24 protein-coding genes are annotated in these 25,022 nt (G+C 52.3%); 7 read left to right on the forward strand and 17 right to left on the reverse strand.

Translation table 11 applies throughout. The features are described from left to right. Window positions 1-4 precede the first annotated feature (4 nt). Genes mnhG through ACKPCT_RS09265 form a run of 7 tightly spaced genes read right to left on the reverse strand, consistent with a single transcriptional unit; the run spans window position 5 to window position 6,111 of the window. Window positions 5-373 carry a monovalent cation/H(+) antiporter subunit G gene (mnhG, locus tag ACKPCT_RS09235; protein ID WP_090068150.1) on the reverse strand — a complete coding sequence of 123 codons (369 nt, stop codon included), beginning with the start codon at window positions 371-373 and terminating at the stop codon, window positions 5-7. Beyond that, on the reverse strand, window positions 370-735 hold the full coding sequence (locus ACKPCT_RS09240; protein WP_244544552.1) for a cation:proton antiporter: 366 nt from the start codon (window positions 733-735) through the stop codon (window positions 370-372). Before ACKPCT_RS09240 ends, mnhG begins: the two co-directional genes overlap by 4 nt. After that, on the reverse strand, window positions 735-1,211 hold the full coding sequence (locus tag ACKPCT_RS09245) for a Na+/H+ antiporter subunit E (RefSeq protein ID WP_090068148.1): 477 nt from the start codon (window positions 1,209-1,211) through the stop codon (window positions 735-737). Before ACKPCT_RS09245 ends, ACKPCT_RS09240 begins: the two co-directional genes overlap by 1 nt. Then, a complete protein-coding gene (locus ACKPCT_RS09250) occupies window positions 1,211-2,899 on the reverse strand; it encodes a Na+/H+ antiporter subunit D (RefSeq protein WP_319569035.1) in 1,689 nt (562 codons plus the stop codon). The genes ACKPCT_RS09245 and ACKPCT_RS09250 overlap by 1 nt, the downstream gene beginning before the upstream one ends. Before the next feature lie 14 nt (window positions 2,900-2,913). Further along, on the reverse strand, window positions 2,914-3,291 hold the full coding sequence (locus ACKPCT_RS09255; protein ID WP_090068144.1) for a Na+/H+ antiporter subunit C: 378 nt from the start codon (window positions 3,289-3,291) through the stop codon (window positions 2,914-2,916). A gap of 7 nt (window positions 3,292-3,298) precedes the next feature. Next, the gene (locus tag ACKPCT_RS09260) at window positions 3,299-3,709 is read right to left on the reverse strand and encodes a Na+/H+ antiporter subunit B (RefSeq protein ID WP_090068142.1); all 411 of its coding nucleotides are present in this window, start codon (window positions 3,707-3,709) and stop codon (window positions 3,299-3,301) included. Beyond that, window positions 3,709-6,111 (reverse strand): putative monovalent cation/H+ antiporter subunit A, encoded by a 2,403-nt coding sequence (locus ACKPCT_RS09265; protein ID WP_319569036.1) that lies wholly within the window; start codon window positions 6,109-6,111, stop codon window positions 3,709-3,711. The genes ACKPCT_RS09260 and ACKPCT_RS09265 overlap by 1 nt, the downstream gene beginning before the upstream one ends. Before the next feature lie 506 nt (window positions 6,112-6,617). Here ACKPCT_RS09265 and msrB point away from each other — a divergent pair. Then, window positions 6,618-7,013: a peptide-methionine (R)-S-oxide reductase MsrB gene (msrB, locus tag ACKPCT_RS09270; RefSeq protein WP_319569407.1), complete on the forward strand. Its 396-nt coding sequence runs from the start codon at window positions 6,618-6,620 to the stop codon at window positions 7,011-7,013. An 89-nt stretch (window positions 7,014-7,102) separates the two neighbouring features. Beyond that, complete coding sequence (locus ACKPCT_RS09275) at window positions 7,103-7,621, forward strand: DUF3592 domain-containing protein (protein WP_319569037.1); 519 nt, start codon at window positions 7,103-7,105, stop codon at window positions 7,619-7,621. 130 nt (window positions 7,622-7,751) lie between these two features. Here the strand turns inward: ACKPCT_RS09275 and ACKPCT_RS09280 are convergent, their stop codons facing one another. After that, a complete protein-coding gene (locus ACKPCT_RS09280) occupies window positions 7,752-8,087 on the reverse strand; it encodes a 5-carboxymethyl-2-hydroxymuconate Delta-isomerase (protein ID WP_090068133.1) in 336 nt (111 codons plus the stop codon). A 275-nt stretch (window positions 8,088-8,362) separates the two neighbouring features. Between ACKPCT_RS09280 and ACKPCT_RS09285 the strand changes: the two genes are divergently transcribed. Continuing rightward, entirely contained in the window at window positions 8,363-10,483 is a 2,121-nt protein-coding gene (locus ACKPCT_RS09285) for a S9 family peptidase (protein WP_090068130.1), read from the forward strand. 93 nt (window positions 10,484-10,576) lie between these two features. Here ACKPCT_RS09285 and ACKPCT_RS09290 read toward each other — a convergent pair whose 3' ends face one another. Beyond that, the gene (locus ACKPCT_RS09290; RefSeq protein WP_319569038.1) at window positions 10,577-11,677 is read right to left on the reverse strand and encodes a GNAT family N-acetyltransferase; all 1,101 of its coding nucleotides are present in this window, start codon (window positions 11,675-11,677) and stop codon (window positions 10,577-10,579) included. 368 nt (window positions 11,678-12,045) lie between these two features. After that, window positions 12,046-13,560 (reverse strand): serine hydrolase domain-containing protein, encoded by a 1,515-nt coding sequence (locus tag ACKPCT_RS09295; protein WP_319569039.1) that lies wholly within the window; start codon window positions 13,558-13,560, stop codon window positions 12,046-12,048. On the opposite strand from ACKPCT_RS09295, the gene ACKPCT_RS09300 reads away from it, so the two are divergent. The 3 genes from ACKPCT_RS09300 to ACKPCT_RS09310 all read left to right on the forward strand — a co-directional run bounded on the left by ACKPCT_RS09300 (window position 13,559) and on the right by ACKPCT_RS09310 (window position 15,769). Next, window positions 13,559-13,777 (forward strand): hypothetical protein, encoded by a 219-nt coding sequence (locus ACKPCT_RS09300; RefSeq protein WP_090068124.1) that lies wholly within the window; start codon window positions 13,559-13,561, stop codon window positions 13,775-13,777. The genes ACKPCT_RS09295 and ACKPCT_RS09300 overlap by 2 nt on opposite strands. A 100-nt stretch (window positions 13,778-13,877) precedes the next feature. After that, a complete protein-coding gene (locus ACKPCT_RS09305) occupies window positions 13,878-14,969 on the forward strand; it encodes a glycosyltransferase (RefSeq protein WP_319569040.1) in 1,092 nt (363 codons plus the stop codon). A 200-nt stretch (window positions 14,970-15,169) separates the two neighbouring features. Continuing rightward, window positions 15,170-15,769: a superoxide dismutase gene (locus tag ACKPCT_RS09310; protein ID WP_090068120.1), complete on the forward strand. Its 600-nt coding sequence runs from the start codon at window positions 15,170-15,172 to the stop codon at window positions 15,767-15,769. Window positions 15,770-15,925: 156 nt separating this feature from the next. Here ACKPCT_RS09310 and ACKPCT_RS09315 read toward each other — a convergent pair whose 3' ends face one another. Together ACKPCT_RS09315 and ACKPCT_RS09320 are read right to left on the reverse strand one after the other, a co-directional pair. Next, the gene (locus ACKPCT_RS09315; protein WP_319569041.1) at window positions 15,926-16,381 is read right to left on the reverse strand and encodes a hypothetical protein; all 456 of its coding nucleotides are present in this window, start codon (window positions 16,379-16,381) and stop codon (window positions 15,926-15,928) included. Window positions 16,382-16,699: 318 nt separating this feature from the next. Beyond that, window positions 16,700-17,557 (reverse strand): branched-chain amino acid aminotransferase, encoded by an 858-nt coding sequence (locus tag ACKPCT_RS09320; RefSeq protein WP_090068117.1) that lies wholly within the window; start codon window positions 17,555-17,557, stop codon window positions 16,700-16,702. Between the two features lie 438 nt (window positions 17,558-17,995). On the opposite strand from ACKPCT_RS09320, the gene ACKPCT_RS09325 reads away from it, so the two are divergent. Next, the gene (locus ACKPCT_RS09325) at window positions 17,996-18,667 is read left to right on the forward strand and encodes a haloacid dehalogenase type II (protein ID WP_090068115.1); all 672 of its coding nucleotides are present in this window, start codon (window positions 17,996-17,998) and stop codon (window positions 18,665-18,667) included. A gap of 81 nt (window positions 18,668-18,748) precedes the next feature. Here ACKPCT_RS09325 and ACKPCT_RS09330 read toward each other — a convergent pair whose 3' ends face one another. The 5 genes from ACKPCT_RS09330 to ACKPCT_RS09350 form a co-directional block, all read right to left on the reverse strand. Further along, on the reverse strand, window positions 18,749-19,222 hold the full coding sequence (locus ACKPCT_RS09330) for a hypothetical protein (RefSeq protein ID WP_090068113.1): 474 nt from the start codon (window positions 19,220-19,222) through the stop codon (window positions 18,749-18,751). Between the two features lie 77 nt (window positions 19,223-19,299). After that, a complete protein-coding gene (locus ACKPCT_RS09335) occupies window positions 19,300-19,884 on the reverse strand; it encodes an LOG family protein (RefSeq protein ID WP_090068111.1) in 585 nt (194 codons plus the stop codon). Window positions 19,885-19,999: 115 nt separating this feature from the next. Beyond that, complete coding sequence (locus tag ACKPCT_RS09340; RefSeq protein ID WP_090068917.1) at window positions 20,000-20,320, reverse strand: heavy metal-binding domain-containing protein; 321 nt, start codon at window positions 20,318-20,320, stop codon at window positions 20,000-20,002. A 193-nt stretch (window positions 20,321-20,513) separates the two neighbouring features. Next, the gene (gene scpA, locus ACKPCT_RS09345) at window positions 20,514-22,673 is read right to left on the reverse strand and encodes a methylmalonyl-CoA mutase (RefSeq protein WP_090068109.1); all 2,160 of its coding nucleotides are present in this window, start codon (window positions 22,671-22,673) and stop codon (window positions 20,514-20,516) included. Between the two features lie 12 nt (window positions 22,674-22,685). After that, window positions 22,686-24,542, reverse strand: a complete 1,857-nt coding sequence (locus ACKPCT_RS09350) for a methylmalonyl-CoA mutase family protein (protein ID WP_319569042.1) — start codon at window positions 24,540-24,542, stop codon at window positions 22,686-22,688. Window positions 24,543-25,022 lie beyond the last annotated feature (480 nt).

The following is a 25,022-nucleotide window of genomic DNA, read 5'->3' on the forward strand; positions in this document are numbered from 1 at the left end:
GAAATCACTTATGGTCTGAATTCTTCTCCATACTATCTGCATATTCGTCAATTACTGTCCCCTTCCAGGGTTTTGTTCCGGTAGAGTACGCAGCTTTTGCAACCAAATGTGCTGTAACCGGGGTCGTCAATAGAAAAAAGATAATACCAGCCAACGCACGAGAGAATACGTCGAATTCTCCTGAATGCAAGGCTAGAGCCAACAGCGCGATGCCAGACCCCAGCGTACCGGCCTTGGACGCAGAATGCATCCGGGTATAGACATCAGGGAAGCGGAGCATACCGATAGACGCTGTGAGCACGAACACCGCCCCCAGCAAAAGCAAAAGCCCGACGAACACCTCGGATATCATAGTAAGGGTCAAACCAATCATTCCAGTCCCTCCAGAGCTCTCTTGGCGTCAGCTTCCGCTTTGGCGGCCTCTTTCTCATCGAAATATTCCGAGCTATCCCCGTGATGCAGCACAAACCGGGCAAAGGCCAAGGTGGACAGGAAACCGACCAGCCCCAGCGCAATGGCAATATCAGTATACAGATAGAAGTCGGTTTTCACCCCGATCACGGCGATAAAGCCGATGCCGACCGCAACCAGCATATCGAGACCAATAATCCGGTCTCCCAATGTCGGGCCCTTGATGATGCGATAGGCCGTGAACAGGAAGGACAGCGACAGGATCATCAGTGTCAGCAGTATGGCGACATCAAGAAATGACGGCATATTCATAAGTGGATCCATCAGCGAAAGGCCTCCATGATCTTGCGTTCAAAGCCAGTTTCGATTTCCTCGCGCATGTCTTCCAGATCATCAATCGTGATTGCATGAATATAGAGATATTTCTTGTCGTCGGACACATCAACAGACAAGGTGCCCGGCGTCAGCGTGATCAGGTTTGCCAGAATGGTTATTTCCAGATCTCGATCGGTTTTCAGCTCATAAGCAAAGAAGCCCGGCTTGAGCTTGATGTTGGGACAAACAGCGAGAATGGCCACCTTGGCGGCAGATTTGATTAGCTCAACGATAAACAGGAAGAGCAGCGATACGATCCGTCGCACACGCTGGAAGTAGCGCAGCGTGCCAGCTTTTTCTCGGATGATGAACAGGACAATCGTGCCTAACACGAAACCGAAAAGCAGGTTGGGCACCGTAAAGGTTCCTCCGACGGCCGCCCAGATGATGGCCAACAGAACATTGACCAGAAACAGATATTTCATCAGTGCGCTCCTTCCGAATTCTGAACAGCCCCATTCTCTGACGCTTCATTGAGACGATGCCCTTCGACGGCCTGAGCTTCTGCGCGCTCTTTCTCCTGCGCCCGCACTGGGCCGAAAACGGCATCGAAATACTGATCAGGCTTAAGAAGCGTCGCCGCGCCATATTGCGAAACCGAGAAGACGGGTGATGGATAGACGCCAATATAGACGATCATCGCGACCAGTGCCATAACCGGCACAAAAACGCGCCTTCTGACAATCTCGGACAAGGTATAAAGCGGAGCGGCGTCCCGTCCGTCCTGCGTGCCGATCGGACCACCGCGCCAGAAGGCATGCGCCCAAACGCGGCCCATAGCAATGGTGGTTATGAAGCCAGAGATAAGGACGGAGAAGGCAAGCCAGCCATACCCTTCCTTGAGGCTCGATTCCACGAGCACCATTTTTGGCCAGAAACCGGAAAATGGCGGCAAACCGGATGCAGCAAAGACCAGCGCCAGAAATAGAATGGAAAGCCAACTGGAAGCTCTGTAACCTCCGCCGAGATCCGCAAGATTAACCTTGCCTCCGTTCTTGCGCATCAGAATGCCGAAGGCCAGATACAGAGCCGTCATCACAAGAATGGAGTTCACGGCATAGAGAATAGCGCCGGTGATGGCATCCTGCGTGCCCACAGCGACCCCAACCATCGACGAGCCGATACCGCCAACAACCAGAAAGCCGAAGGTCCGGCGCACATCATTCTGCGCCAAGGCACCAATAGCGCCAACAATCATGGTCAAGGCTGCGATCCATGCGATAAGATCGCTCAGCATGTCCCTGCCCTCGGGCATTACCAGAACCAGCGTGCGGATCAAGGCATAGACGCCAACCTTTGTCAGCAGCCCTGCAAAAATTGCAGAAACAACGATCTTTGGCGTGTGGTAGGAAGCGGGCAGCCAGAAATTGACCGGAAAGGCCGCCGCCTTCATGGAGAAGGCCAGCAGATATAGCGTCGCAATCGTACCCATCGGCGCGGCACCTTCAGGCATTTCCCTCAGACGCATGGCAATGTCGGCCATATTCAGCGATCCGACCGCACCGTAAAGATATCCTGTGGTGACCAGAAACAGCGTCGTTGCCATCAGGTTGAGCACGGCATATTTCATCGCGCCATCCAGTTGAATGCGCTCGCCATCCACGATCAGGAGACCGAAGGATGAAATCAGCATCACTTCAAACCAGACATAGAGGTTGAAGATATCACCGGTGAGGAAGGATCCTGTAATACCGGTCATCATCCAGAGCAACGCAGGATAGAAGCCAAACCTTGTTGAGGTGACCGATATGTCCGCCAGTGAATAGACACAAACCGCCAGAGCGACGATCGCGGCGATAAGCGCCATCAATCCGCCCAAGGCATCGACCACCAGTGTAATGCCAAATGGCGGCAACCAACGCCCCATTGTCATGGTAATTGGCCCTTCAACCATGACCCGCGACAAGAGCAACGCATCCACCAAAACCAAGACAGCCAGATAGAAGCATGCCAGATAGCCATGCCATTTTGCCTGATAGCGCAGCATCACGAGTGACGCTCCACCAATGATAGTAATCAGCGATGGAGCCACAATCAGCCAGTCCGCCAGCGAGGTCGGCGCCATCAGCATTCCTGCGGCATAATCCACCGCGTGATCAGCATTTCCAGCCATAGCTGTCTCTCTCCTTAGTAACTGACAGGAGGCAGATCTTCATCTGCCGGTTCCGCGACACGCATCTGTGTTATGTCGTCGGTTCCCAACTCCTGATAGGCCCGATAGGCAAGCACGAGGAGAAAGGCCAGAAATGAGAATGAAATAACAATAGCCGTCAGGATAAGAGCCTGAGGCAACGGGTTGGCTGTCGGCATTGCGGGCACCGAAGCCCCTTCAGGGATGATTGGCGGCACCTCACGCATCAAGCGTCCACTCGTAAAGATAAGCAGGTTGACTGCGTTACTAAGCGCAGCAACCCCCAGCATGATGCGAATGGTATAGCGCGACATCATCAGATAGATGCTCACCGCGAAGAAGATACCAACGAGAATAGAAAGAACGCCTTCCATGGTCGCTTTATTCCTCTTCCAGTTTCAATGCGATGGATGTCAAGCTGCCCATGACCACCAGATAGACGCCGATATCAAAGAACATCGGGGTGGAGATAGCCACCTCTACCCCCATGATGGTGGGGAAGGTCCATTGACTGGTCATGAATGGCTGCGCTTCGAACATGGAAAGCAAGCCAGATCCGGACGAAAGCACCAAACCAAAGGCGGCCACAGAAATCGGGTGGAAATACAGTGCCCTGCGCACATATTCCACGCCGGCGGCGATACCATACATCATAAAGGCCGATGCAGCGATCAAACCGCCGATGAAGCCACCACCGGGATCATTATGTCCGCGCAGGGTCACGAAGATGGAGAACAGGATCATCAGGGCCGCCAGAAACGGGGCTGTTGTCCGAAAAATCAGAGTTTGCATTACTCTGCTCCTTTCTGACCAGAGGTCGCTTCATCAAAGCCGGAAGACTTATTCTTGAAAAACTTGCTTTTAAGCCCGGACCGCCCCGTGCCCAACGTAAGGGTATGCACACACAGAGCCGTGATCGTAACAACAGCGATTTCTCCCAACGTATCGAAGCCGCGGAAGTCAACGATGATAACATTCACGATGTTGCGGCCATGGGCGATGACACGGCTATAGTCAGTAAAGAAATCGCTCAGGTGACGATCAAACGCTCCCTGCGTAACAGACATGAGCAGCAGACAGAAGCCGAGTCCCACGAGAATCGACAAACTCGCATCAACCATCACTTGTTGTGGCGGCCGCTTGTCATGCTCCTTCAGCGAGAGACGGTTCATGATGAGGGCGATGATGACAACGGCCAGTGTCTCGACCATGAACTGCGTGAAGCTCAAATCAGGAGCGCCAAACAGCAGGAAGATCAACGCTACGGCAAAGCCCTGAATGCCCAGCGACACAATCGCCGTCAAGCGCGTCTTGGCGACGATCAATGCATATAGCCCCACGACCGCGAGACCAAGAGTGGACCATTCATAGATATAGAGATCAGGGAATTGGGGCCAGTCGGGCAATTCGTCAAAGACGATCATAGGCACGATCAAAGCCAGCGCAATGGTGGCGAAAGTCGCAGCCAGATAGACCTCCATATTCCCGCTCTGCAACAGGCGCATCGTGCGTGCGGAGAAGCGAACAAGACCGGCGATAAAAATATCAAAGAAGCTGTCAGGCCCCTCCCCCAACGTGCGGATAAGCACACCGCGCGTTGATCTGATGGCTTCATATCGGAAATAGAAGCCCACCCCAAGAGCGATGGTGATGAGCGACAACATGAAGGCGAAATTGACATGAACAGCGCCGATGCCGATTTGCAGATGCCCATGATGCCCATGCACAGCATTGGCCATGGGGCGCAGAAGCTCCGCCCCCACGAAATCGCCAAACAGCATGGCCAGAAGGCCAAGGCTGGCAAGGGTTACCGGCCCGGCAACCAGAAGAACCGGTCCTTCATGGGCGTGCTTGGGGGTATGAACTTCCTCCCCGAGAAATGGCTTGAGTGCGACGACGAAAGCGGCACCAAACATCATCGCGTTGCCCAATACGGCGGCGAGCGTCAGCAACAAGGCAGGCAGGTTTGTACCAAGCAGGCCCAGATACATTTCTTCCTTGGCGATAAAGCCGATGAAGGGCCAGATCCCGCCCATCGACAAAGCACAGGCTACAGCCGCATAGAAGGAAACAGGCATGGCATTGCGCAAACCACCAAGGCGCGTCACATCACGGGTTCCGGCTTCATGGTCGATGGTTCCGACAATCATGAAGAAGCCGCCCTTAAAGAGCGCATGCGCAAACAGATAGACCACTGCGCCGGTGATGGCGGTTTCATTGGAGGTCCCGACCAGCATCACCAATAGCCCAAGTGAGGCAATCGTTGTGTAGGCCAGTGTCAGCTTCAGGTCGGTCTGGCGCAGGCTCATCCATGTCCCCATGATCAGGGTGATCGCGCCGAAAATCGGAAGAATGGTCATCCAGAGCGTCGTGTCCCCCATGACGGGATGCACACGCATCAACAGATAAACACCCGCTTTGACCATGGTGGCAGAATGCAGATAAGCAGATACAGGGGTTGGCGCTTCCATGGCATTGCGAAGCCAGTAGTGAAACGGAAATTGTGCGGATTTGGTGAAGGCTCCGCCCAAGATCAAAAGCAGCATGGCACCATAGTGGCCATTGTCGCGCAGGACATCGCCTCTGGTGAGCAGTTCGCTCATCTCCATCGTGCCGCCAGCCTGATACATCATCAGCAATCCGGCCAACAGGGCCAAACCACCACCGCCGGTTACAATAAGGGCCTGCAAGGCCGCACGACGGGAGCGCTCTTCCTTGTGATTGAAACCGATGAGCAGAAATGACGTAATCGAGGTCAGCTCCCAATAGATGAACAGCGTCATCAGATTGTCGGCCAGCACAACGCCGATCATAGAGCCCATAAACAGGAACATGAAGCTGAAGAAACGCCCTTGGTCGGCGTGGCCCTTCATATATCCACCTGAATAGAGAATGATCAGGGTGCCAATACCGGATATCAGCAGCGCAAAAACCAGGCTGAGACCATCGACAAAGAGGGAATACTGGATGCCATATTGCGGCAACCATTCCAGCGGTGTGATATGCACTCCGTGACCGGAGGTCGCAACTGTTCCAATGAACTGGCACAAATAGACGAAAATGCCGGCAGGCACCAAGGCAAGCAGCCAGGCAACATTATGTCCCATCAGCCGCTTGAGATATGGAGCAACCACTGCTGCAGCAAAGGGAGTGGCCAATGCCAGATTGAGACCGCCACCGAATTCCAACGCCATGCGCTTTCCTCATCAAACTATCCAAATGGCCAACCATCCCTAAAAGAGCAGTTGACCTGACTTTAAGTCTTGGGATTACAGGGTCTATTTAAAAAAATAACCCATAAACTCAAATTTTCCTGTGGAAAGTTGCGCACCCAAGCCTTCAAACGTTTCTTTATTGCGCCCCACTTCGAATCGCAGAAATTCTTACCAACCTATTATAGCGGTTTAGCAAGCAGTTTCCACCGCCCCTCATACCACAATGCGAAACAACTGAACCGCATTGCAGCTAAACATCTTCCCAAACCAGCCGCGGAACCTACACGTCATAGCGTCATAGAAGAGATGGTGTTTCACACACAATGAAAAACCACAAAGGCCTTAGCCTTTAGACTAGGCTTCCGGATACCTATATGATTCAACGTATCAGGACCATACAGTGAAAACCCGGACTAACAAGAAATTCGTGAAAGTTTAGCCGGTCATTTTTGCAAGATTTAAGTGTCTTTGTTGGGAGCCATGCTATGACAAAAGAATTAAAGAAAGAAGAAGAGTGGAAGCAATTACTAACCGATGAACAATATCATGTGATGCGACAACATGGCACGGAACGTCCGGGGTCCTCACCGCTCAATTTCGAGAATAGAACGGGCGAATATTATTGTGTTGCTTGCGGAAAACGCCTTTTTACATCGGATTCGAAGTTTGATGCAGGGTGCGGTTGGCCCAGCTTTTATGAAACAGCCGACGCAGAAGCCGTTTCAGAGCATTCCGATCACAGTCTTTTTATGGAAAGAACCGAAATTCGCTGTGCAAATTGCGGTTCGCATCTGGGTCATGTCTTTGATGATGGCCCCATGCCGACCGGTTTGCGCTATTGCATGAATGGTGTCGCGCTGCGTTTTGAGCCGGAGGACTGACACGCAGATGAGCTTCCAACTCATTGGCAGCTTGCTTTTTGCGCCCTGCCCCTTAAGGTCGCCCTGTCTCGAACCAAGTGGAGGCTTCCATGAGCAAACCGGCATCGTGCCCCAATGCATCCCCCTGTATCCTTAGCTATTTCATGCTTGCGATTTCTCTTGGGGGCTTCGTTTACGCAGGGTTGGGTTGGATGGGGCTACAACAAGCCCAAATTCCAGATAGCTGGCAAGCGACGCCCGGCCAGATTCTGGAAAGCCATGTGGAGTCTCTTATTCAGACCAAGGCCAACGGCAAGCCAATCGAGATGTTCCAGCCTCACGTTCGTTATCGCTATGAGGTGGACGGCTCTTTCTTGATTGGAGACCAGTTGAGCATTCATCATCCGGCACGCACCTTACGCGGTGTGGCGGAAACCGAAATTGAGGATCTGCCGCAAGGCACCAATGTCACGGTTCACTACAATCCGGCGGCACCCGATGAGGCTGTACTAAGGAAAGCTGACACAATCGGCCCCATGCAGGCCCTGTCTGCGGGGCTGGTCATTGCCCTGACAAGCCTTGCAATCGGGGTCATCTCCTTCCGCCGCAATAAACAAAAGGCTTCCTGATCCCGCAGCGCATTCGTCATAGCGGTTAGCCCGGTAGAAATAGAAAAGCCCAGCGCACAGGATCAATGATCACGGCACCGAGCTTTGTCTTTCTCACAAGAACTTTGCTGCGCAAAGAATAAAGTGCACCCTATGACTTGGTGTAGGTCGCCTTATCCATATCGATTGCTTCAGCGCTCACAGCGACATCCGCCTTGACCAGTCCAGACACCGCATCGAACAGGCTCTTGGTCAGTGTCTTCTTTTGCTCTTCGGTGCGACCGCCAAACATCTTGGCTTCCACATGCACAAATAGCTGATCAGAACCGCCGGTGACAAAATGCTCAATCGGCAATGCCCGCGCCTTGATCGCAGCAGGCGTGAACAGACCGGATTTTTCGGCAGTTTCCCAAACGGTTTGAACGATCTTTTTGATATCAGCTTGGTCTTCGAGTGGTTTGGCGTAGGAAATAACCATATGCGGCATAAGAAGGCTCCTTGTTCTTCTCTGGCAAAAGGCGGGAGAAATGGGTTGCCAGAATTTGTTGCCATATTGCTAGCATCTGCGCGAGAATTTGCAACATAAGACAGATCAAACCGGCCCGAATGCGTCTAAATAGGCCTTGTCTTAACAGGACCAAGTGAGTGAACCGTGCCAAAGAGCAGGCTCAGGCTCTCCTTACCTTGATTATCGCCCTTGCACATTCAGCATGAAGATCATAGGTGTAGTCTGGAATTATTGCCGTTTAACAAGGTCGTATAATGTCATCACAGAACAGGTCTTCTTTCACCAAAGCCGCTTTCCCCTCTCTCGCACCAAGAGCGGAAAAACGCGATCACCGTGTGACCAATCACGGGATCGAGCTTAGCGACGATTATGCATGGTTGCGCGCCGATAATTGGCAGGAGGTCATGCAAAAGGGGCGTGAGGTTCTTGACGATGATATCGAAGCTTATCTCGAAGCTGAGAATGACTATACGGTCAAGGAAATGGCCGACACCGAAGAACTGCAGACCAAGCTGTTTGAAGAAATGAAGGGTCGCATCAAAGAAGATGACAGCTCGGTGCCCGCTCCTGATGGCCCCTATGCCTATGGCACGCGCTATGTACTGGGTGGTCAATATCCGCTCTATGTTCGTATCCCGCGTGAAGGGGGAGACGAGACCATTCTGCTGGATGGTAACAAGGAAGCGGAAGGCGAGGATTTTTTCCGCCTTGCGTCACTCTCCCACAGCCCTGATCACAGCAAGCTGGCCTGGGCCGTAGACACCAAGGGGTCTGAATATTTCACAATCCGCATTCGCGATCTCCGCACAGGCGAAGAAACCGCAGATCTGATCGAGCGTACCACTGGCGGTGTTGTCTGGAGCGAAGACAGCACGCATCTCTACTACACTTGGCAGGATGACAACCACCGGCCAAGCCGGGTTTTCCGTCACAAACTAGGCACAGAGCAATCCGCCGATGAACTGCTGTATGAAGAATCCGATGCCGGCTTTTTTGTCGGGTTGGGCAAAAGCCAGTCCGGCAATTATATCTTCATCGATTGCCACGATCACCAGACCAGTGAATGCTATTTGCTAAGTGCCAAAGACAATGCGAGCAAGCCCCGCCTCATCGCAGAACGCGAAACGGGCATTGAATATAGCGTCGATGAAGGTCAGGGCATTCTCTATATCCTGACCAATGCCGACGATGCAGAAGACTTCAAGCTTGTGACTGCAGCCCCGACAATGTCTGGCCGCATCCACTGGAAGGATCTCGTGCCTCATCAAGCCGGGCGGCTCATACTCAGCCATAGCATCTTCAAGGAATTTCTGGTTTGGATGGAGCGGGAGAACGGCCTGCCACGCATCCAGATCCGCAGCCTGCGCAATGGAGCGCAGCATGCCATTGCCTTTGAAGAAGAAGCCTATGCCCTCGGCTTCCACGGCTCCTTAGAGTTTGATACGGACACGGTCCGCTTCTCCTATTCGTCCATGACAACCCCAAGCCGGATTTATGATTACAACATGTCCAGCCGGTCACGCACCTTGCGCAAGGAGCAGGAAGTGCCGTCAGGGCATGAACCGGAGGACTATGTCACCCGCCGTTTGATGGCGCCTGCCCATGATGGCGAACTGGTCCCCGTTACCCTGCTCTATCGCAAGGACACGGCGCTTGATGGCTCCGCCCCCTGCCTGCTTTATGGCTATGGCTCTTACGGCATCTCGATTCCAGCCAGCTTCTCAACCACGGCTCTATCGCTGGTGGATCGCGGGTTTGTCTATGCTATCGCCCATATCCGCGGCGGCAAGGAAAAGGGCTTCGCCTGGTACACCAATGGCAAACGCGGAACCAAGACCAACACCTTCAAGGATTTCATTTCTGCTGGCGAATTCCTGGTCGCGGAAGGATACACCTCTGAAGGCAAGATTGTTGCCGAAGGCGGCTCTGCTGGCGGTATGCTGATGGGCGCGGTTACCAATATGGCGCCTCACCTCTTCTCCGGCATTCTGGCAATCGTGCCGTTTGTTGATGTGCTCAACACCATGCTTGATGACACCTTGCCGCTGACACCGCCCGAATGGCCGGAATGGGGCAACCCGATTGCCTCTGAGGAAGACTATAAATATATCGCGGCCTACAGCCCATATGACAATGTCACCGAGCAGGCCTACCCGGCGATCCTCGCCGTCGGCGGTCTAACAGACCCGCGCGTCACCTATTGGGAACCGGCAAAGTGGGTTGCGAAGTTGAGAGAGAAACGCACAGATGACAATCTGCTGCTGCTCAAAATCAATATGGGCAGCGGGCATGCCGGAGCATCGGGACGGTTTGATCGCCTCAAGGAAACAGCTCTGGAATATGCTTTTGCCATCAAGGTGAGCGGCAAGCTCTAATCCGCCGCTGATACCACTTAAATTAAGCAAAAGACCGCCGACAGATCTCTGTCAGGCGGTCTTTTCGTCTTTCGAAATAGCGGCGCTGGGCGCCTACTTTTTCCTGGTCATCGCAACGAGACGCTTGGCGAAATCCTTGACCGGTCCACCTTGCATGTAGGCTTTAAGCGCCAGACTGCCGAAGATCGTCATTGGTCTTGCCATAAGGCGTAATCTGGTCGGAGTAGCTCCGAAGCTGCCCTTATATTCTTCATCGCCAATCGTGAAGTCGATCCGGGTGTCGCCAAGCGCGACGCGATGATCGAGAATATAATCAATCAGATGCAAACCGGGAGACATCTTGTAATAGTCTCCCCCCTGCATGCCGGAAAGAATGAAATGATAGCAGTGGTCATGGATGAAGCCCAGTTCGATGCCAATGATGTCATTACCGACGTAGAGCGCCGAAAGCTCGGATAATCCGGTTTCTGCGCCCTCAAGTGCAACGTCGCTGTAAAATTCAAAATAGCTATCTTCCAGAAACAAATCATCAGGATAGCGATCACGCCGTTGATCCTGCAACGCCTTCATGATCGCCTTGATATCATCTACCTCTTTGCAAATCTTGAGAGAAACCTCGCCAATTGCCGCAAGCTTCCTGTGTTTGCGGCGCAGTCCGGTCCTAAGCTTGTTGGAAAGAGTTTCTGTTCGCCATTTCTCGTAAGGTGCCCAGATTGGCATGTCATGGCCAGATGAGGTCATGTCACCCACAATCACCTCGCCCAGCAGATGAGCGAGCATCTTGCTGTCGCCTTGCATCTTTCGAAAGAGGATCAAATGGCATGGCTTCAGCAAAGACACAATAACCTTGCTGATCTTTACATCGCTCAAGAGCTCTTCTTCGAAGGCAGGATCATAGACAACAGCGTTATAGTCAGCGGTCCCGCAATCAGCAGGCTCAACACATGCCAACCCGAGATAGGAAGTGTGCAACAGCGGCAAGAGCAGACAAAGCTGGCCTGTGTCTTTTCTCCTTGCAGATATGATCAGTGGCCTGGCCCCTGAGTGGGGAACCAAGCGTCCGTAAAGCAACGCCAGCCATTGCGGGTTCTGAAAGACTGTGGCGTTGCTTGCCCCAAAAAGAGAGCAATAGTCTTCTCCTTCGAAATCAAACTCTGTATGAGTTTCGATTTCGTAGTTTTCGCTGAAAGGCACGTCCGGTCTCCTTCAGAATATTATAATATACAAAATTTGCGATATTTTAAATACCACAAATCTTATCGCGTTCAATGGGCCTTGTTTTTATGGATTTGTTGCCAAGTATATGTCCGAGAGAAGCTATAACATCCCTGAATTCAAACATATTCAAAACAAATATATGTGATACTATTTTTATCTAGAGCAAGACCTATGGATAGTATTATATAGCTGTAACGTTCACATATATTTAAAACCAAAGGGCGAGCTCGCAAAACTATTTCTAGCGACTTATTCACTCCATGCAAAACAACTGAATGCTGCAAAATTTCGCTAAAAACAGTCAAAAGCGGGCCTTTTCCATTCTTAGCCTCACGCAATCGTGATCAACGAACGCGCTTATATTCGATCATGCGGGCACGGCTAAGAGCCAACTCAATGCGGTCCGTTTCAAGACAATTGAGACAAACGCGTTTGGTCCAGAGGCTATCAGTGATCGTGAACAGATAGCGTCCGCCCCCAATAGACGTGAGCGGAACGGTTTGGCGAATGGGGCCCACCCCCATTGTGAGGCTCCCGTTGGAAATCTCCAGAAACGCCCCTTCATCGCTGCGCCACAAACCATTGAGCTGATCACAAACAGTCTCAGCAGTTGCTCGAACCAAATGCCGGGGCACATAGCCAACCGTTCCGACAAGGGCCTCACCATCCCACTTAAGCTCCAACTGGGATGTGGCAGAACGGGTAGACACTTTGTTGTCGCCCTCTTCATATAGACCGCTGGCATCATCGAGCCATGTTGCGTTTCCATCTGCCACTTCGAGCCAGAAAGGACCTGTCTCTGCCACGTATAATCCTTCCGGAAGGCGTCTTGGTGCTGGCTTGGGCATGGGCAGATCGAGCAAGGCCGCCATGACACGCGAAGCAGTGTCGCGAGAATCCGCATCATCCCTGTTCGAGAGGAAGACAATGCCGGTTCCTGTTGGCCGATCCATCATGATATAGGCCTTGTAGCCGGGATGGCTGCCACCATGCCCGATCAAAACACTATCTCCCAGAAGGGTATCTGTAATGCCGAGCCCGTAGCCGGTGACTGTGCCGTTTTCGAGTTTTCGAGGAGCGGACAATTGATCAAGGATACCTGCCCATTTGCCTTTCCCAGCCATCAAAGTGCGCAGCCATTTGCTCATGCCGGAGGCCGATGTGGTCACACTGCCTGAAGCTGAAATCTGAAGACCGGCTGCCGACTGCAACCACGTGTTACCATCGAACCAATAGCCCGGGCATAGATCCTTGACGGGTTCTGCCCACACATGGGGGGCATCAAAGGCGGTGCCCAGCTCTGAATTGATTGTATCTTTGAGGAAATCCCGCAGCAGAACACCCTTGCGCTTGAGGATCATTTCAACCAGCCGGTAGCCCGTATTGGAATAGGACACCTCGGTACCGGCATCAAAGTTAAGCCGCCTCTGGCGCACCATGAAGGCATGGTTGGCTTCTTCGCTTGTCTCTGTGTAAACCGACAGGCCCAGCAGTGAAAGGCATTCACGCATATCTGGCAGACCGCCGCTCATATCCAGAGCCTGACCAACAGTCACGCTGGCGAGCGGCTCGCCAAGCTCAGGCAAATGCGCCCCGAGACGATCATCAACGGACAACAAATCAGGATGCTGAAGAACCAGAGTGCAGAAAAGATGCTTGGTAATCGAAGCAAAGCGGCCCACGGACTGATCTGAAAAGGCTTTGCCCGTGGAGAGATTTTCAAGGCCTGAGGCAACAGAGAGCCTGTCCCCTTCAGCGTCGAAAGCCACAATGACACCACCGGGCGCATCGGCGCCCCAGACTGAGCAGATTTCTTTGGCGACTCGTTCGGCTTGTTGCCAGTTTGGAGCAATGGTCATGGCATTTTCTTCTTTATTTATTGAAAAGCTGGTGTTGAATTCACGAGAGAGAAAGGTCGCGGATAAGCGATATATTTGGAATGTGTCAGGTCTGACGGCCTTCAGGCTCTGGCCTTCCTTCTTTTCGCCAATCGCAGAGCAGAAATCAAGCGATCAAGGGTTTTCCCAACCATTCTGTTGCGGCGCTTTGTTCAGCATTGCCACCTTGTTGCAGTAGCGCGGGAATTCTGTCATAGACTCAAAGGGTGGTAAGGATTGCCAAATGCAAGGGTTTGCCCGGTAGTCCTTTCAAGTAGACAACCACCGGAGACACAGGAATGCAGACGATGGATAGTCACGTCAATCCCGAGCAGCCGCGCAAATCACTGCTGTTTTTTGCGCCAGAGCGGAAGGATGCGGCTATTCTGGAAGCCTATGATATCTATCTGCATCACCTGACCCATTCCAAGCGCTTCGACATTACCATCATGGCCCCAAATGGCTCGCCATTTGCCGAAGATGCGCGCTCCATGGGCTACAATATGTATCCCGTCTCGGACTTCTCCCGAAAGCTGCTTCAACGCACGCCGCAGCTCTGGCCGATTCTGACAGCAACGCGGCGCTTTCGCTTCGATTTTGCGATCAGTCACGAAGCCTTTGCCTGCCGTGGATTGGGGCAGATCGCACGGAAGGTTATCGGCGTATGCCATGATGATATGCTTGATGGGTTCAAACATGCCAACCGTCTGGTGACTCTTACATCGAGCGTTTCGGAAGAGGCTGAGCATTTGTTCGAGGGCGAAGTCCCTGTAGATGTCATGCCCTACCCTTACGAGACCCAATTCTCAGAAATCAAGCCTCTGCCTTCGGCTGAAGACACCCCCTTGACGATTGGTACGAGTGGCCCCTTCGAAGAAGGCGACGGACTGGGTACCTTCCTTCATGCAGCCCAGCTGCTACACCAGAGTTGTCCGGATGTTAAATTTGTCATCGCCGGGCAAGGCCCACTGGAGCATGAGTTGAAGGAACTGGCAGATCATATCGCTCCCTTTGTAGAATTTATGGGCCCGATGGACGCAGCAGAAATGGCAGAGGCCTTCGATCTTTATTGCCTGGCAGCAGCCAATGCCCCTTATTCCTTTTCCCTTTGTCAAATGATGGATGCGGGCATCGCTTGCGTTTCCACTTGCGCCAGCGGCCCGATGGATATTCTGAAAGGCGGCATGGTTGCGCCACTGGTTCCCATCGGAGATGCGTTTCTTCTCGCCGTCAAGCTTCAGGAGCTATTGGAAGATCGGCCCCAGATCGACAGAATCAAGCAAGCCTGTTTTGAGCGCATTCGCGAAGAAGATTTTTCTCCAAGAATTTTTGAAGAAAAACTGATTTCCCTGTTCGGCATGGAACAAAAGGCTTCCTCGCGCATTGATTGAGAAGATGGTAGGTTGCTTAACCTATCTGACCAGGAATTTTTGGTCTTCCGCAACCTGAAAGTTTGTGAATTTGGTGCTGTTTCAAGAAAATGCGTTTGGCTCCCCTTGTGGTCATAAGCAATAACCATTATTTTTGATACATATCAAAATTCCACCGACTTTCCCGCCGGTAGCCCTTTCAATTAAATGGAGATATTTCAATGGCTTTTGAACTTCCCGAACTTCCATATGCCTATGACGCTCTTGGCGATTTCATGTCTGCAGAGACCCTCGAATTCCACCACGACAAGCACCACATGGCTTACGTCACCAACGGCAACAACCTTCTCAAGGACTCCGGTCTGGAAGGCAAAAGCCTTGAAGATGTGATAAAGGAAAGCTTCGGCAAAAATGCCGGTCTCTTCAATAACGCAGCTCAGCATTACAACCACGTTCATTTCTGGAAATGGATGAAGCCTGTTGCCAAGGAAGGCGGCATTCCGGGCGCTCTGGCAGCCAAGATCGAAGAAGATCTCGGCGGCATGGACAAGTTCCGCGCTGACTTCATCAATGCTGGTGTTACCCAGTTCGGTTCCGGCTGGGCATGGCTGGCTCTGGTAGACGGCAAGCTTGCTGTGACCAAGACCCCGAATGGCGAAAACCCGTTGGTTCACGGCGGAACACCGCTGCTTGGCTGCGATGTTTGGGAACATTCCTATTATATCGACTATCGCAACGCGCGCCCGAAATATCTTGAGGCTTGGTTCGACAATCTGGTCAACTGGGAATATGTAGCCGAGCTTCTCGAAGCCGCTTCCTGATATCGCTCAGAGACGTAAGGGGCGCGTGGGTTGCCTATCGCTCACCACTAGCCCGTAAAGATAAAAAGAAACCCCATCTCATCGAGGTGGGGTTTTCTTTTTGACGATCAATTGTCTTCGGACAATCATGAGGGCAGTGCGCTCACGCAGAGAAGATTACAACCCTCTGCGGCATGGACTGATGGAGGCAAAAATCGGATATTCCGTTCGCTTCCAGTAGAGCCAGTTCTGGCAATCCTTTTTGGTGCGGAAGCACCCGATATCATCGAACTCAACCCTGCGCGGACCGACCGAGAAGAACAGATCGTCATCTTCCACTTCCTTGGCCCCGACATGGCGTCCCCACCACACGCGGGATGCGCCGATTTTCTTGGCAAGCATCAGGCATTTGGACGGTTTCGGATTGGGGCGAATATTGTGGGCGTTGCCGGTGGTAACCTGCTTGGATGGCCTGGATGAAGCGGCCTGCACAAGCATTCCCAGCCCTTGGGGGGCACTATCCGAAGACGCGCCGGATGGGAATGCACTGGCTGCGTCAATAATGGGCAGCACAAACGCAATCGACAGGCTTGCAACAATCAGAAACGATAGGGGTCGTTTGCTTTTCATCATTTTGCTCCTGACGGTGATCTCCTGCCCAGATCTTGAAAGGCAATTTTTAACCCTTCCTGATCCGGCTAAGCATCTTTAACACGCCAATCTCAACCTTACTTGTGCTCCGGGCAGAGCCATCAAATGGAGGCTATCGAATTTGAGGCGGGCATATATTGCTGATGCCTATTTCTCTTTAGCTCACTCAGTAAGCCAGTAAAATGTCAAAAGCAGGGCAAATCACAACACTTAACCACTATCGGAAATCTGGAAACAAAAAAGGGGAAGGTCAATCCCTTCCCCTTAAATTTTCAGGACCTGCAGGTTACCCCGCACCCCTTATTTCTTGAACGCGAATTCCCAGTATAGCTCACGCGCCTTCTTGGCGATCGGGCCATGGTCATATTGACGATCATCAAATGCCAGGATCGGAACAACCTTGGAGTAGTTGCCGGTCGAGAACATTTCATCCGCTTCGCGGCAGTCATCAAGGGTCAAAGAGCATTCGACGACGGTTTCGCCGGCGTCGCGCAGCAACTGGATTGTGCGCTGACGGGTAATACCATTCAGGAAACTGCCGTTGGGAACGGAGGTCTTGACGATACCATCCTTGACGATGAAGAAGTTGGCGGTTGCCAGTTCGGCCACGTTGCCAAGCATGTCGCAGACAATGGCATTGTCAAAACCCTTGTCCATGGCCTCTTTCAGGCAACGGGCATTGTTGATGTAAAGACCGGATGCCTTGGCGTTGGTTGGCATCGTCTCAAGGGTCGGACGACGGAATTTGGTGGTGGTTACACGGGTGCCATTGTTCGGATCAGGCATCTCTGCATCAAACAGCGTCAGGCAGAACTCAATGTCATCTGGATCCACATTGATCACGGACGCCAAGCTGCCAAGGCCCCAATAGGTCGGGCGAATATAAACAGCGCGACCGCCAAATTTCTGACAACCTTCAGCAGCCAGTTCCATGATTTCGCCGGTCTTCATGGTCGGCTTCATGAGAAGGGTTTCGCAAGAGCGATTGATACGCTCACAGTGGCGATCAAGATCGGGCATCACGCCTTCGAAATAGCGGGCACCGTCAAATACGGTCGAGCCCTGCCAGAATGCGTGTGCGCGTGGGCCCATCATCGCCGGGTTGCCTTCGAGCCATTCGCCTTTATACCAAGTCCAAGTTTGTGAAAATTCTGCCATTGAAATATTCCTTGCTTTTATTTCCTCTCGCTCGCTCCCCTATCCATAGCGGAAACCCGACAATCTTGAAAAAAAGTCTCGTGAGGCAAACTGTCTCATTTTGATTGGGGCTGATTGAACCGGGTTCAAGGGGTGGGAGCTGGATGACTGCAAGCTAGATGGAAACCATAAAGCAGCCTCAGGTCAAGCCATTCCTTGAGCGGAGTGCAAATAGATGAGGTTCATTCTTATAGGCCCAAAATCTGCAAAAAGCGATACATATTGTTCATCAAATCAATAAAAATCTTCCCGATAACTCTGGAACATATCCTGTGATCACACGTTGCATTCTTATAACGCCTGTGCAAATTATAGGGCCTCACTTCAGTTGCGAATGGTGCAATTTTACCCGGACGACTTTCGTGGCCTATCCAAAAGACATTTCAAGGAGAAAAAAGCATGGCTGGCTCAGACGCATGCTCAATTTATGTATTTGATGCTTATGGAACCCTTTTCGATGTGCATGCTGCCGTGCGTCGATATTCAGACCGACTCGGCCCCAACGCAGCGCATCTTTCCGAAATCTGGCGGTCAAAGCAGCTTGAATATAGCTGGGTGCGCGCCCTCACCGGCCGCTATGTCGATTTTTGGACACTGACAGAACGCGCCCTCGATTTTGCCTATGAGCGCATTCCAGATGCTGATCGATCCATGCGTCAGGCCTTGCTGGACACCTATCATGAGGCCGATGCCTTTGAAGATGTTCGCCCGGTTCTTGAAGAATTAAAGGCCCGCGACGCGCAATTGGCTATCTTGTCAAACGGCACCCGCAAGATGCTGGACGCTGCTGTCGCAAAAAACGGCTTAGGCGACCTTTTCGACCATATCCTGAGCGCCGATGATGTGAAGACCTATAAGACCCAGTCATCGGTTTATGATCTGGCCATGACAGCGTTCCGCTGTTTCCCAGAAGCCATTTCTTTCCAGTCTTCCAACCGTTGGGATGTGGCTGGCGCGACGGCTTACGGTTTCCGCACGGTCTGGATTAACCGCACAGCCGATCTGGATGAATATCGCGATCTCTCCCCGGTTGCCCAGTTCAAGGATCTGAAAGGCCTTTTGACCTTGTAGAAGAAAGCAAGTTTGAAGTATTCAAAGAGCCCCTCTTGTCTCAGGTCATACAGACCATGACAAAAGGGGCTTTTTGTTATTTTACAATGCCTTTCCAAGCACCCAAAAAGTCTCCCCGCCTCTTTCAAAGGCTTCTATCTCGGAATAGCCTCGCGCTTCAAACCAGCTTCGCTCGTCTGCATGCACGAAGATTTGATCGTGGCCCAGATCCAGAGCTAGAGCTTCAACCTGATCGCTCAGAACAGATTTCAAAGCTTCCTGATCCTTGACTGCCGGACTGATTTTCACGCCAGTCTGCCAAGGTCCCAGCTCTTCAAAGGCCTCCAACTCGGCTGCAAGCAAAACCGCAAGACCTGCAATCTTTCCCTTCTGATCGCCTTCATCAAAGAGCGCCACGATCCCATCTTCCTGTTCACCATCCAGAGCGAGTCGACGGAAGGCTGCTATGCGCATCTCCAATCCCTCGCCGCTGTCATCACCAGAGAGCGTTGCATGAAAGCTGGCGCATTGCTCGACGATGGCGGGACAATCGGACAATCTTATAAATTCAACCATAAATGCCTCTTTCTGGTCAGGACCAAAAGTCTGCGTCACATCGAAATGCTACCATGCCAAAAGACAGACACGCTATCCTAGAGAGCATCATCTTTTGGAATCCATTTGCCAACCTTCGGGGCGGCATAGTTTTCCAGACGGTCGAATAGCCGTGCAATGTCCGTTTCGACAATTAGCATGTCTCGATGCTCATGCTTGACGAAAGCATCTTCTGCGGTACGATCCAGAAACCGGATGAGATCATCATAATAGCCAGCAACATTGAAAAGCGCAGAAGGCTTTTCGTGCCAACCCAGCGTGGCCCAGGTCCACATCTCGAACAGCTCATCCATCGTGCCAATGCCGCCGGGAATCGATATGAAGCCATCGGAAAGCTCTTCCATCAGCTTTTTGCGCTCATGCATGCTTTCCACCAAATGCAGTTCGGTTAGCCCCTTATGATCTATTTCCTTGGCTTTGAGCGCATCAGGCAGGATACCGATCACCTTGCCCCCTTCGGCCAAGGCAGCATCGGCACAGGCACCCATCAGTCCAGCAGAAGACCCGCCATAGACAAGACCATAGCCGCGCCGCGCAATCTCTTTCGACAGATTTATGGCAGCTTCTTCGAATTCTTTTCTGCGCCCCCAACTGGAGCCGCAGAAAACACATAGATTTTTCATCTGATTGTCTCACCTTTCAAGACGCCCGTCCCTGCGACCGCTTCAAAGGACGCCTCACGCACCGGATAGCGTTGGCTATTGCCGGATATATTCAGATGAGAGTATCGACGATTCGTTACTCAATGACGACAGCTGTTCCAGAGGCAGCCACCATCAGCATAGAGCCTTTGTCGCCAACGGTTTCATAATCGACATCCACGCCGATGATCGCATTGGCGCCCAGACGATGGGCGTGCTGGGTCATTTCATCAAGCGCGATTTCACGAGCGCGCTGGAGCTCGGATTCATAGGCGCCCGAACGCCCGCCGACAATATCCCTGATGCCTGCAAAGAAATCCTTGAACACGTTGGCGCCCAGAATGGCTTCCCCATTGACGATGCCCTTGTAATCGCGAATGACGCGGCCCTGTACGCTGGAGGTGGTGGTAATAAGCATGAAATATGAGTCTCCCATTGGATAGATCTTCAACAAGTGGGGAGCGCATCACAAGAGTCAAGAAAGAGGCCGCTATTTCCTGCCAAGACAGCCTGTCGCAGCTCAGGTAATGCATGTCATCAGATCGAAAAAGAGGCCACCCAAAGGGCGGCCTCTCTTTATGTCAAATTGCTTGAAGCAAAGCGCATTGCGCTTATTCAGCAGCGTCCTTGGTGTAGCCAAGGCGTTTGTTGAGCTGACCGATGAGATCGATAGCAGCTTCAGCAATAACCGTTCCCGGAGGATAAATGGCAGAGGCGCCCGCAGCATAAAGCGCATCATAATCCTGCGGCGGAATAACACCACCAGCAACGATCATGACGTCCGGACGACCTTCAGCAGCCAGAGCATCACGCAGAGCCGGTACGAGGGTCAAGTGACCAGCAGCCAACGAAGAGGCAGCAACCACATGCACGTCGTTCTCGACAGCCTGACGGCCAGCTTCTTCAGGGGTCTGGAAGAGAGGTCCGATATCAACGTCGAAGCCAAGGTCAGCAAAGCCGGACGCAATAACCTTCTGGCCGCGATCGTGACCATCCTGGCCCATTTTTGCGATGAGGATACGAGGACGACGACCGTCGTTTGCTTCGAACTCATCAACCAGTTTGGAGACTTTCTGTACGACGTCGGACATGGCACCAACCTCTTTACGATAGACACCGGAGATGGATTTGATTTCGGCGCGATGGCGACCGTAAACTTTTTCCAGTGCGTAGCTGATTTCACCAACAGTGGCTTTAACGCGCGCTGCCTTAACGGAGAGATCAAGCAGGTTGCCAGTGCCCTGCTCGGCTGCTGCGGTCAGGTCAGCAAGAGCCTGATCCACTTCACCCTGATCACGTTCAGCTCTCAGGCGAGCCAGTTTGTCGAGCTGCTGCTGACGAACAGAGGTGTTGTCAACCTGCAGCACTTCGATGTCTTCTTCGAAGTCTGGCTTGTATTTGTTCACGCCAACAACAGTCTGGGAACCGCCATCGATGCGAGCCTGAGTTTTTGCAGCAGCTTCTTCGATGCGCAGTTTAGGAATACCGGCTTCGATGGCTTTTGCCATGCCGCCAAGGCTTTCAACTTCCTTGATGTGAGCAAGGGCCTTTTCAGCCAGCTCAGCGGTGAGTTTCTCAACATAGTGAGAACCGCCCCAAGGGTCGATGACTTTGGTGGTCATGCTTTCCTGCTGCAGGAACAGCTGGGTGTTACGAGCGATACGTGCAGAGAAGTCAGTCGGCAGAGCCAGCGCTTCGTCAAGAGCGTTGGTATGCAGAGACTGGGTATGCCCTTGCGTTGCGCCCATTGCTTCAATCGCGGTACGCCCGATGTTGTTGTAAACATCCTGAGCGGTGAGCGACCAACCAGATGTCTGGGAGTGCGTACGCAGGGAGTAGGACTTCGGATTCTTCGGATTGAACTTCTCTTTGACGAGTTTAGCCCAAACCAGACGAGCGGCACGCATTTTGGCAACTTCCATGAAGAAGTTCATGCCGATGGACCAGAAGAAGGACAGGCGCGGTGCGAAAGCATCCACATCCAGACCGGTTTCCACGCCAGCACCGATATATTCCAGACCGTCAGCGATCGTGTAGGCCAGCTCAAGGTCAGCCGTAGCACCAGCTTCCTGCATGTGGTAGCCGGAGATCGAGATGGAGTTGAATTTCGGCATATTCTGGGACGTATAAGCAAAGATGTCCGAGATGATGCGCATGGAAGGATGCGGTGGGTAGATGTAGGTGTTACGAACCATGAACTCTTTTAGAATGTCGTTCTGAATGGTCCCGGCCAGTTTGTCCTGAGAAACACCCTGCTCTTCTGCGGCGATGATATACAGCGCCATAACAGGAAGAACAGCACCGTTCATGGTCATGGACACAGACATCTTGTCGAGCGGAATACCGTCGAACAGGGTGCGCATGTCATAGATGCTGTCAATCGCAACACCGGCCATGCCAACGTCACCAACAACGCGCGGATGGTCTGAGTCGTAACCACGGTGCGTTGCAAGGTCAAACGCGATGGACAGGCCTTTCTGACCAGCTGCAAGGTTGCGGCGGTAGAAGGCGTTGGAGTCTTCAGCGGTGGAGAAACCGGCATACTGACGGATCGTCCATGGGCGCTGTGCATACATGGTCGGATATGGGCCACGCACGAACGGTGCCAGACCCGGCCAGGTGTTGAGGAAATCGTATTTGGAGATTTCGCTCTCGGCATAGGCGTCTTTTACGTCGATACCTTCCGGCGTGTGCCAGAGGGAATCACCAGCGGTCACAGAAGGGCTGGCCGCCTTGAATGCTATGTCGGCAAAGTTAGGGATCTTGCTCATAATTCCAGCTCCTTATGCTTCTGCCTTGGCGACCGGGGCAATGCCCAGAACGTCATGAATTTTATTGAGTTCAGCAAGCACATCGCAGCTTTCGAAAGCGAAAGAATCAACACCGGCAGCAGAGAGTGCTTCCATGAGATCTTTCGGACGACCTGCGATATAAACCATTTTCGCGCCCGCTTCTTTCAGAGCCTTGGCGAATGCGGCACCATTTTCTTCATAAAGGCCATCAGGACCAACGATGGCTGCGATGGCAGCACCGGAAGCCTTGAAGTCGGCAACAGCTTCTGCCGGATCGGTGTAGCCTTTGTCAGACAAAGCCTTGATGCCACCAGCTTCGAAGAAGTTTTTGGTCCATGTTGCGCGTGCGGTGAAGTCGGCAATGCGGCCCATGTTGGCAAAGAAGACCGGAGGATTGCCGGCAACCTTGGCAGCATCACGCAGAGCTTCATAAGGCTCGGAAAGGCGAACCACCTTCAAAGGCGTGCAGGTTTCACCAGCAGCCGGAAGAGCCAGAGCAATCGGAGCAACGTCGACCACTTCAACATCTTTTTCTTCGATGTTCGGGAAGGCCGATGCGCCGGTCAATGCAGCGCGACGGGTTGCGATTAGCTTGTTGCGTGCATCGTTGGATCTGGCGATTGCATCAACAAAGAGGCCTTTTTTCAACGCTTCAACTGCACCACCAGCTTTTTCAGCTTCCTGGAACAGAGCCCAGGCAATTGCGCCGGTTTCATCAGTCATGCTTTCAACATAACCAGACCCTGCGGCAGGGTCAGTTACGCGATAAAGATTTGATTCTTCGATCAGCATGGTCTGCAGGTTGCGCGAAATGCGACGGTCATGCCAGGTCGGCAGACCCAGTGCCATCGTATGCGGAACGATGCAAACGCTGTCAGCCCCACCAACACCGGCAGCAAAGCAGGCGGTGGTTTCACGCAGAATGTTCACATATGGATCAAGGCGCGTCATCATTGCCCAGGAGGTCTCTGCATGAATGGAGAGAGGCAAGAAATCAACACCAGCGGCTTCTACAATCAGAGCCCACAAGTGACGCATCGCACGCATCTTGGCCAGAGAAGCAAACTGGTTTGCTTCAACGGAAAGCACCACATCAATCATGCCAAGAGCTTCAGAAGCCTCGAAACCGGCTTCTTCCAGAACACGCCAGTAAGCGACGATGGTTGCAGCAACTGCACCCAGTTCCTGTGCGTCGCTAGCGCCGGCATCATGGTAAGGCCGTGCATCAGCGGTAATGAATGGTCCCTTGAAGCCTTTGGCTTTCAGATCCTTGATCGTGCTGACTAGAGTTGCGGCCCAATCGGACGGCAGAGCACCGGTGCTTGCAAAACAACCGATTGGATCCAGGCCGAAGGAAACCTTCACAGAAGCAGCATCTGCGCCCTTGTCTGCAACAACATCCGCGAAAGCCTTGGCAGCAGCATCACCAGCAGCCCCGGTTTCCAGACGGAATGCAATCAGATCCATGACGACTTCGTTCAAAGCCTTTGCAAGAACATCCTTGTCTGCTGCCAGACCGTAGCCACGGGCGGTGGCGCTACCAGCAAACGGAATGCTGATCATGTTTACGCCGTTCAGAAGGTCATTCAAAACCAGTTCATTTGCCTTGGCTGCATCAGGATGATCCATCCGCTGACAAACGGCCCAAGGGGTATCCTTGGCGCGCATCGCCAAAGGCGCTTTTCCTGCGGCTCTTTCGAAAATCGGGGTGATTTCCGTGCCGTCTACTGTTTTCGTTGTGAGGCGAGAAATCGGCTGGCCCTTGAGTGCCTTTTCGACCATCGCGACCCAGTCTTCACGGGAATAGCCTGGAAATGTTTCGGCTATCCTCAACGCTTCGCTCATCATATTCACTCCCAATTATAGAGGAAAGATTCCGAAGGAGCTGATCGCCCCTGCGCACATTCCTCAAATCGTCTTTTTTCGTGCATCTGTCCTTATCGTGAACTGATACACTGCACTTATTTTTGCATCAGATCGCAAGGATATACACTTTGCATCACCGATCTTTGTCCTATCTCATTATCCTAAGCCAATAATTAAGCTGGTTTTCTGACATGTGTCTTTCTACAGGATAAAAAATTTTGCAAAAAACCGATGGAGCTTCGGCCTTGCATTAGCTCAGTTTGAAAGCACATGAATAGTTCGGATTTTTATCTAGTCCTGAAGATTGGCAAAGAAAGTGCAGCTAAGTCACTCCAGCCCTTAGACTAAAGCCTAAACACCCTACTTCGCAAGCTCTCCGAATGGCGCTGTTGATCGAAAATTTTCGGCCCCTGAAAAACGCCCCACCGTTTGTGTCCAAACGTTTCCTGCCGCATCGTCCAG

It is taken from the genome of Cohaesibacter marisflavi, assembly GCF_963665895.2.
GTDB classification, from domain to species: domain Bacteria; phylum Pseudomonadota; class Alphaproteobacteria; order Rhizobiales; family Cohaesibacteraceae; genus Cohaesibacter; species Cohaesibacter marisflavi.

What these genes read in the sequence shown, in the direction of transcription:
- ACKPCT_RS09265 (WP_319569036.1), bottom strand. Translation starts at nt 6,111, where the DNA reads ATGGCGTTGGAATTCGGTGGCGGTCTCAATCTGGCATTGGCCACTCCC.
- ACKPCT_RS09240 (WP_244544552.1), bottom strand. Translation starts at nt 735, where the DNA reads ATGGATCCACTTATGAATATGCCGTCATTTCTTGATGTCGCCATACTG.
- ACKPCT_RS09295 (WP_319569039.1), bottom strand. Translation starts at nt 13,560, where the DNA reads ATGACCATTGCTCCAAACTGGCAACAAGCCGAACGAGTCGCCAAAGAA.
- scpA (WP_090068109.1), bottom strand. Translation starts at nt 22,673, where the DNA reads ATGAGCAAGATCCCTAACTTTGCCGACATAGCATTCAAGGCGGCCAGC.
- ACKPCT_RS09315 (WP_319569041.1), bottom strand. Translation starts at nt 16,381, where the DNA reads ATGATGAAAAGCAAACGACCCCTATCGTTTCTGATTGTTGCAAGCCTG.
- ACKPCT_RS09250 (WP_319569035.1), bottom strand. Translation starts at nt 2,899, where the DNA reads ATGGCTGGAAATGCTGATCACGCGGTGGATTATGCCGCAGGAATGCTG.
- msrB (WP_319569407.1), top strand. Translation starts at nt 6,618, where the DNA reads ATGACAAAAGAATTAAAGAAAGAAGAAGAGTGGAAGCAATTACTAACC.
- ACKPCT_RS09320 (WP_090068117.1), bottom strand. Translation starts at nt 17,557, where the DNA reads ATGGCAGAATTTTCACAAACTTGGACTTGGTATAAAGGCGAATGGCTC.
- ACKPCT_RS09285 (WP_090068130.1), top strand. Translation starts at nt 8,363, where the DNA reads ATGTCATCACAGAACAGGTCTTCTTTCACCAAAGCCGCTTTCCCCTCT.
- mnhG (WP_090068150.1), bottom strand. Translation starts at nt 373, where the DNA reads ATGATTGGTTTGACCCTTACTATGATATCCGAGGTGTTCGTCGGGCTT.
- ACKPCT_RS09280 (WP_090068133.1), bottom strand. Translation starts at nt 8,087, where the DNA reads ATGCCGCATATGGTTATTTCCTACGCCAAACCACTCGAAGACCAAGCT.
- ACKPCT_RS09300 (WP_090068124.1), top strand. Translation starts at nt 13,559, where the DNA reads ATGGCATTTTCTTCTTTATTTATTGAAAAGCTGGTGTTGAATTCACGA.
- ACKPCT_RS09275 (WP_319569037.1), top strand. Translation starts at nt 7,103, where the DNA reads ATGAGCAAACCGGCATCGTGCCCCAATGCATCCCCCTGTATCCTTAGC.
- ACKPCT_RS09310 (WP_090068120.1), top strand. Translation starts at nt 15,170, where the DNA reads ATGGCTTTTGAACTTCCCGAACTTCCATATGCCTATGACGCTCTTGGC.
- ACKPCT_RS09330 (WP_090068113.1), bottom strand. Translation starts at nt 19,222, where the DNA reads ATGGTTGAATTTATAAGATTGTCCGATTGTCCCGCCATCGTCGAGCAA.
- ACKPCT_RS09245 (WP_090068148.1), bottom strand. Translation starts at nt 1,211, where the DNA reads ATGAAATATCTGTTTCTGGTCAATGTTCTGTTGGCCATCATCTGGGCG.
- ACKPCT_RS09340 (WP_090068917.1), bottom strand. Translation starts at nt 20,320, where the DNA reads ATGCTTATTACCACCACCTCCAGCGTACAGGGCCGCGTCATTCGCGAT.
- ACKPCT_RS09350 (WP_319569042.1), bottom strand. Translation starts at nt 24,542, where the DNA reads ATGATGAGCGAAGCGTTGAGGATAGCCGAAACATTTCCAGGCTATTCC.
- ACKPCT_RS09305 (WP_319569040.1), top strand. Translation starts at nt 13,878, where the DNA reads ATGCAGACGATGGATAGTCACGTCAATCCCGAGCAGCCGCGCAAATCA.
- ACKPCT_RS09260 (WP_090068142.1), bottom strand. Translation starts at nt 3,709, where the DNA reads ATGCAAACTCTGATTTTTCGGACAACAGCCCCGTTTCTGGCGGCCCTG.
- ACKPCT_RS09335 (WP_090068111.1), bottom strand. Translation starts at nt 19,884, where the DNA reads ATGAAAAATCTATGTGTTTTCTGCGGCTCCAGTTGGGGGCGCAGAAAA.
- ACKPCT_RS09325 (WP_090068115.1), top strand. Translation starts at nt 17,996, where the DNA reads ATGGCTGGCTCAGACGCATGCTCAATTTATGTATTTGATGCTTATGGA.
- ACKPCT_RS09255 (WP_090068144.1), bottom strand. Translation starts at nt 3,291, where the DNA reads ATGGAAGGCGTTCTTTCTATTCTCGTTGGTATCTTCTTCGCGGTGAGC.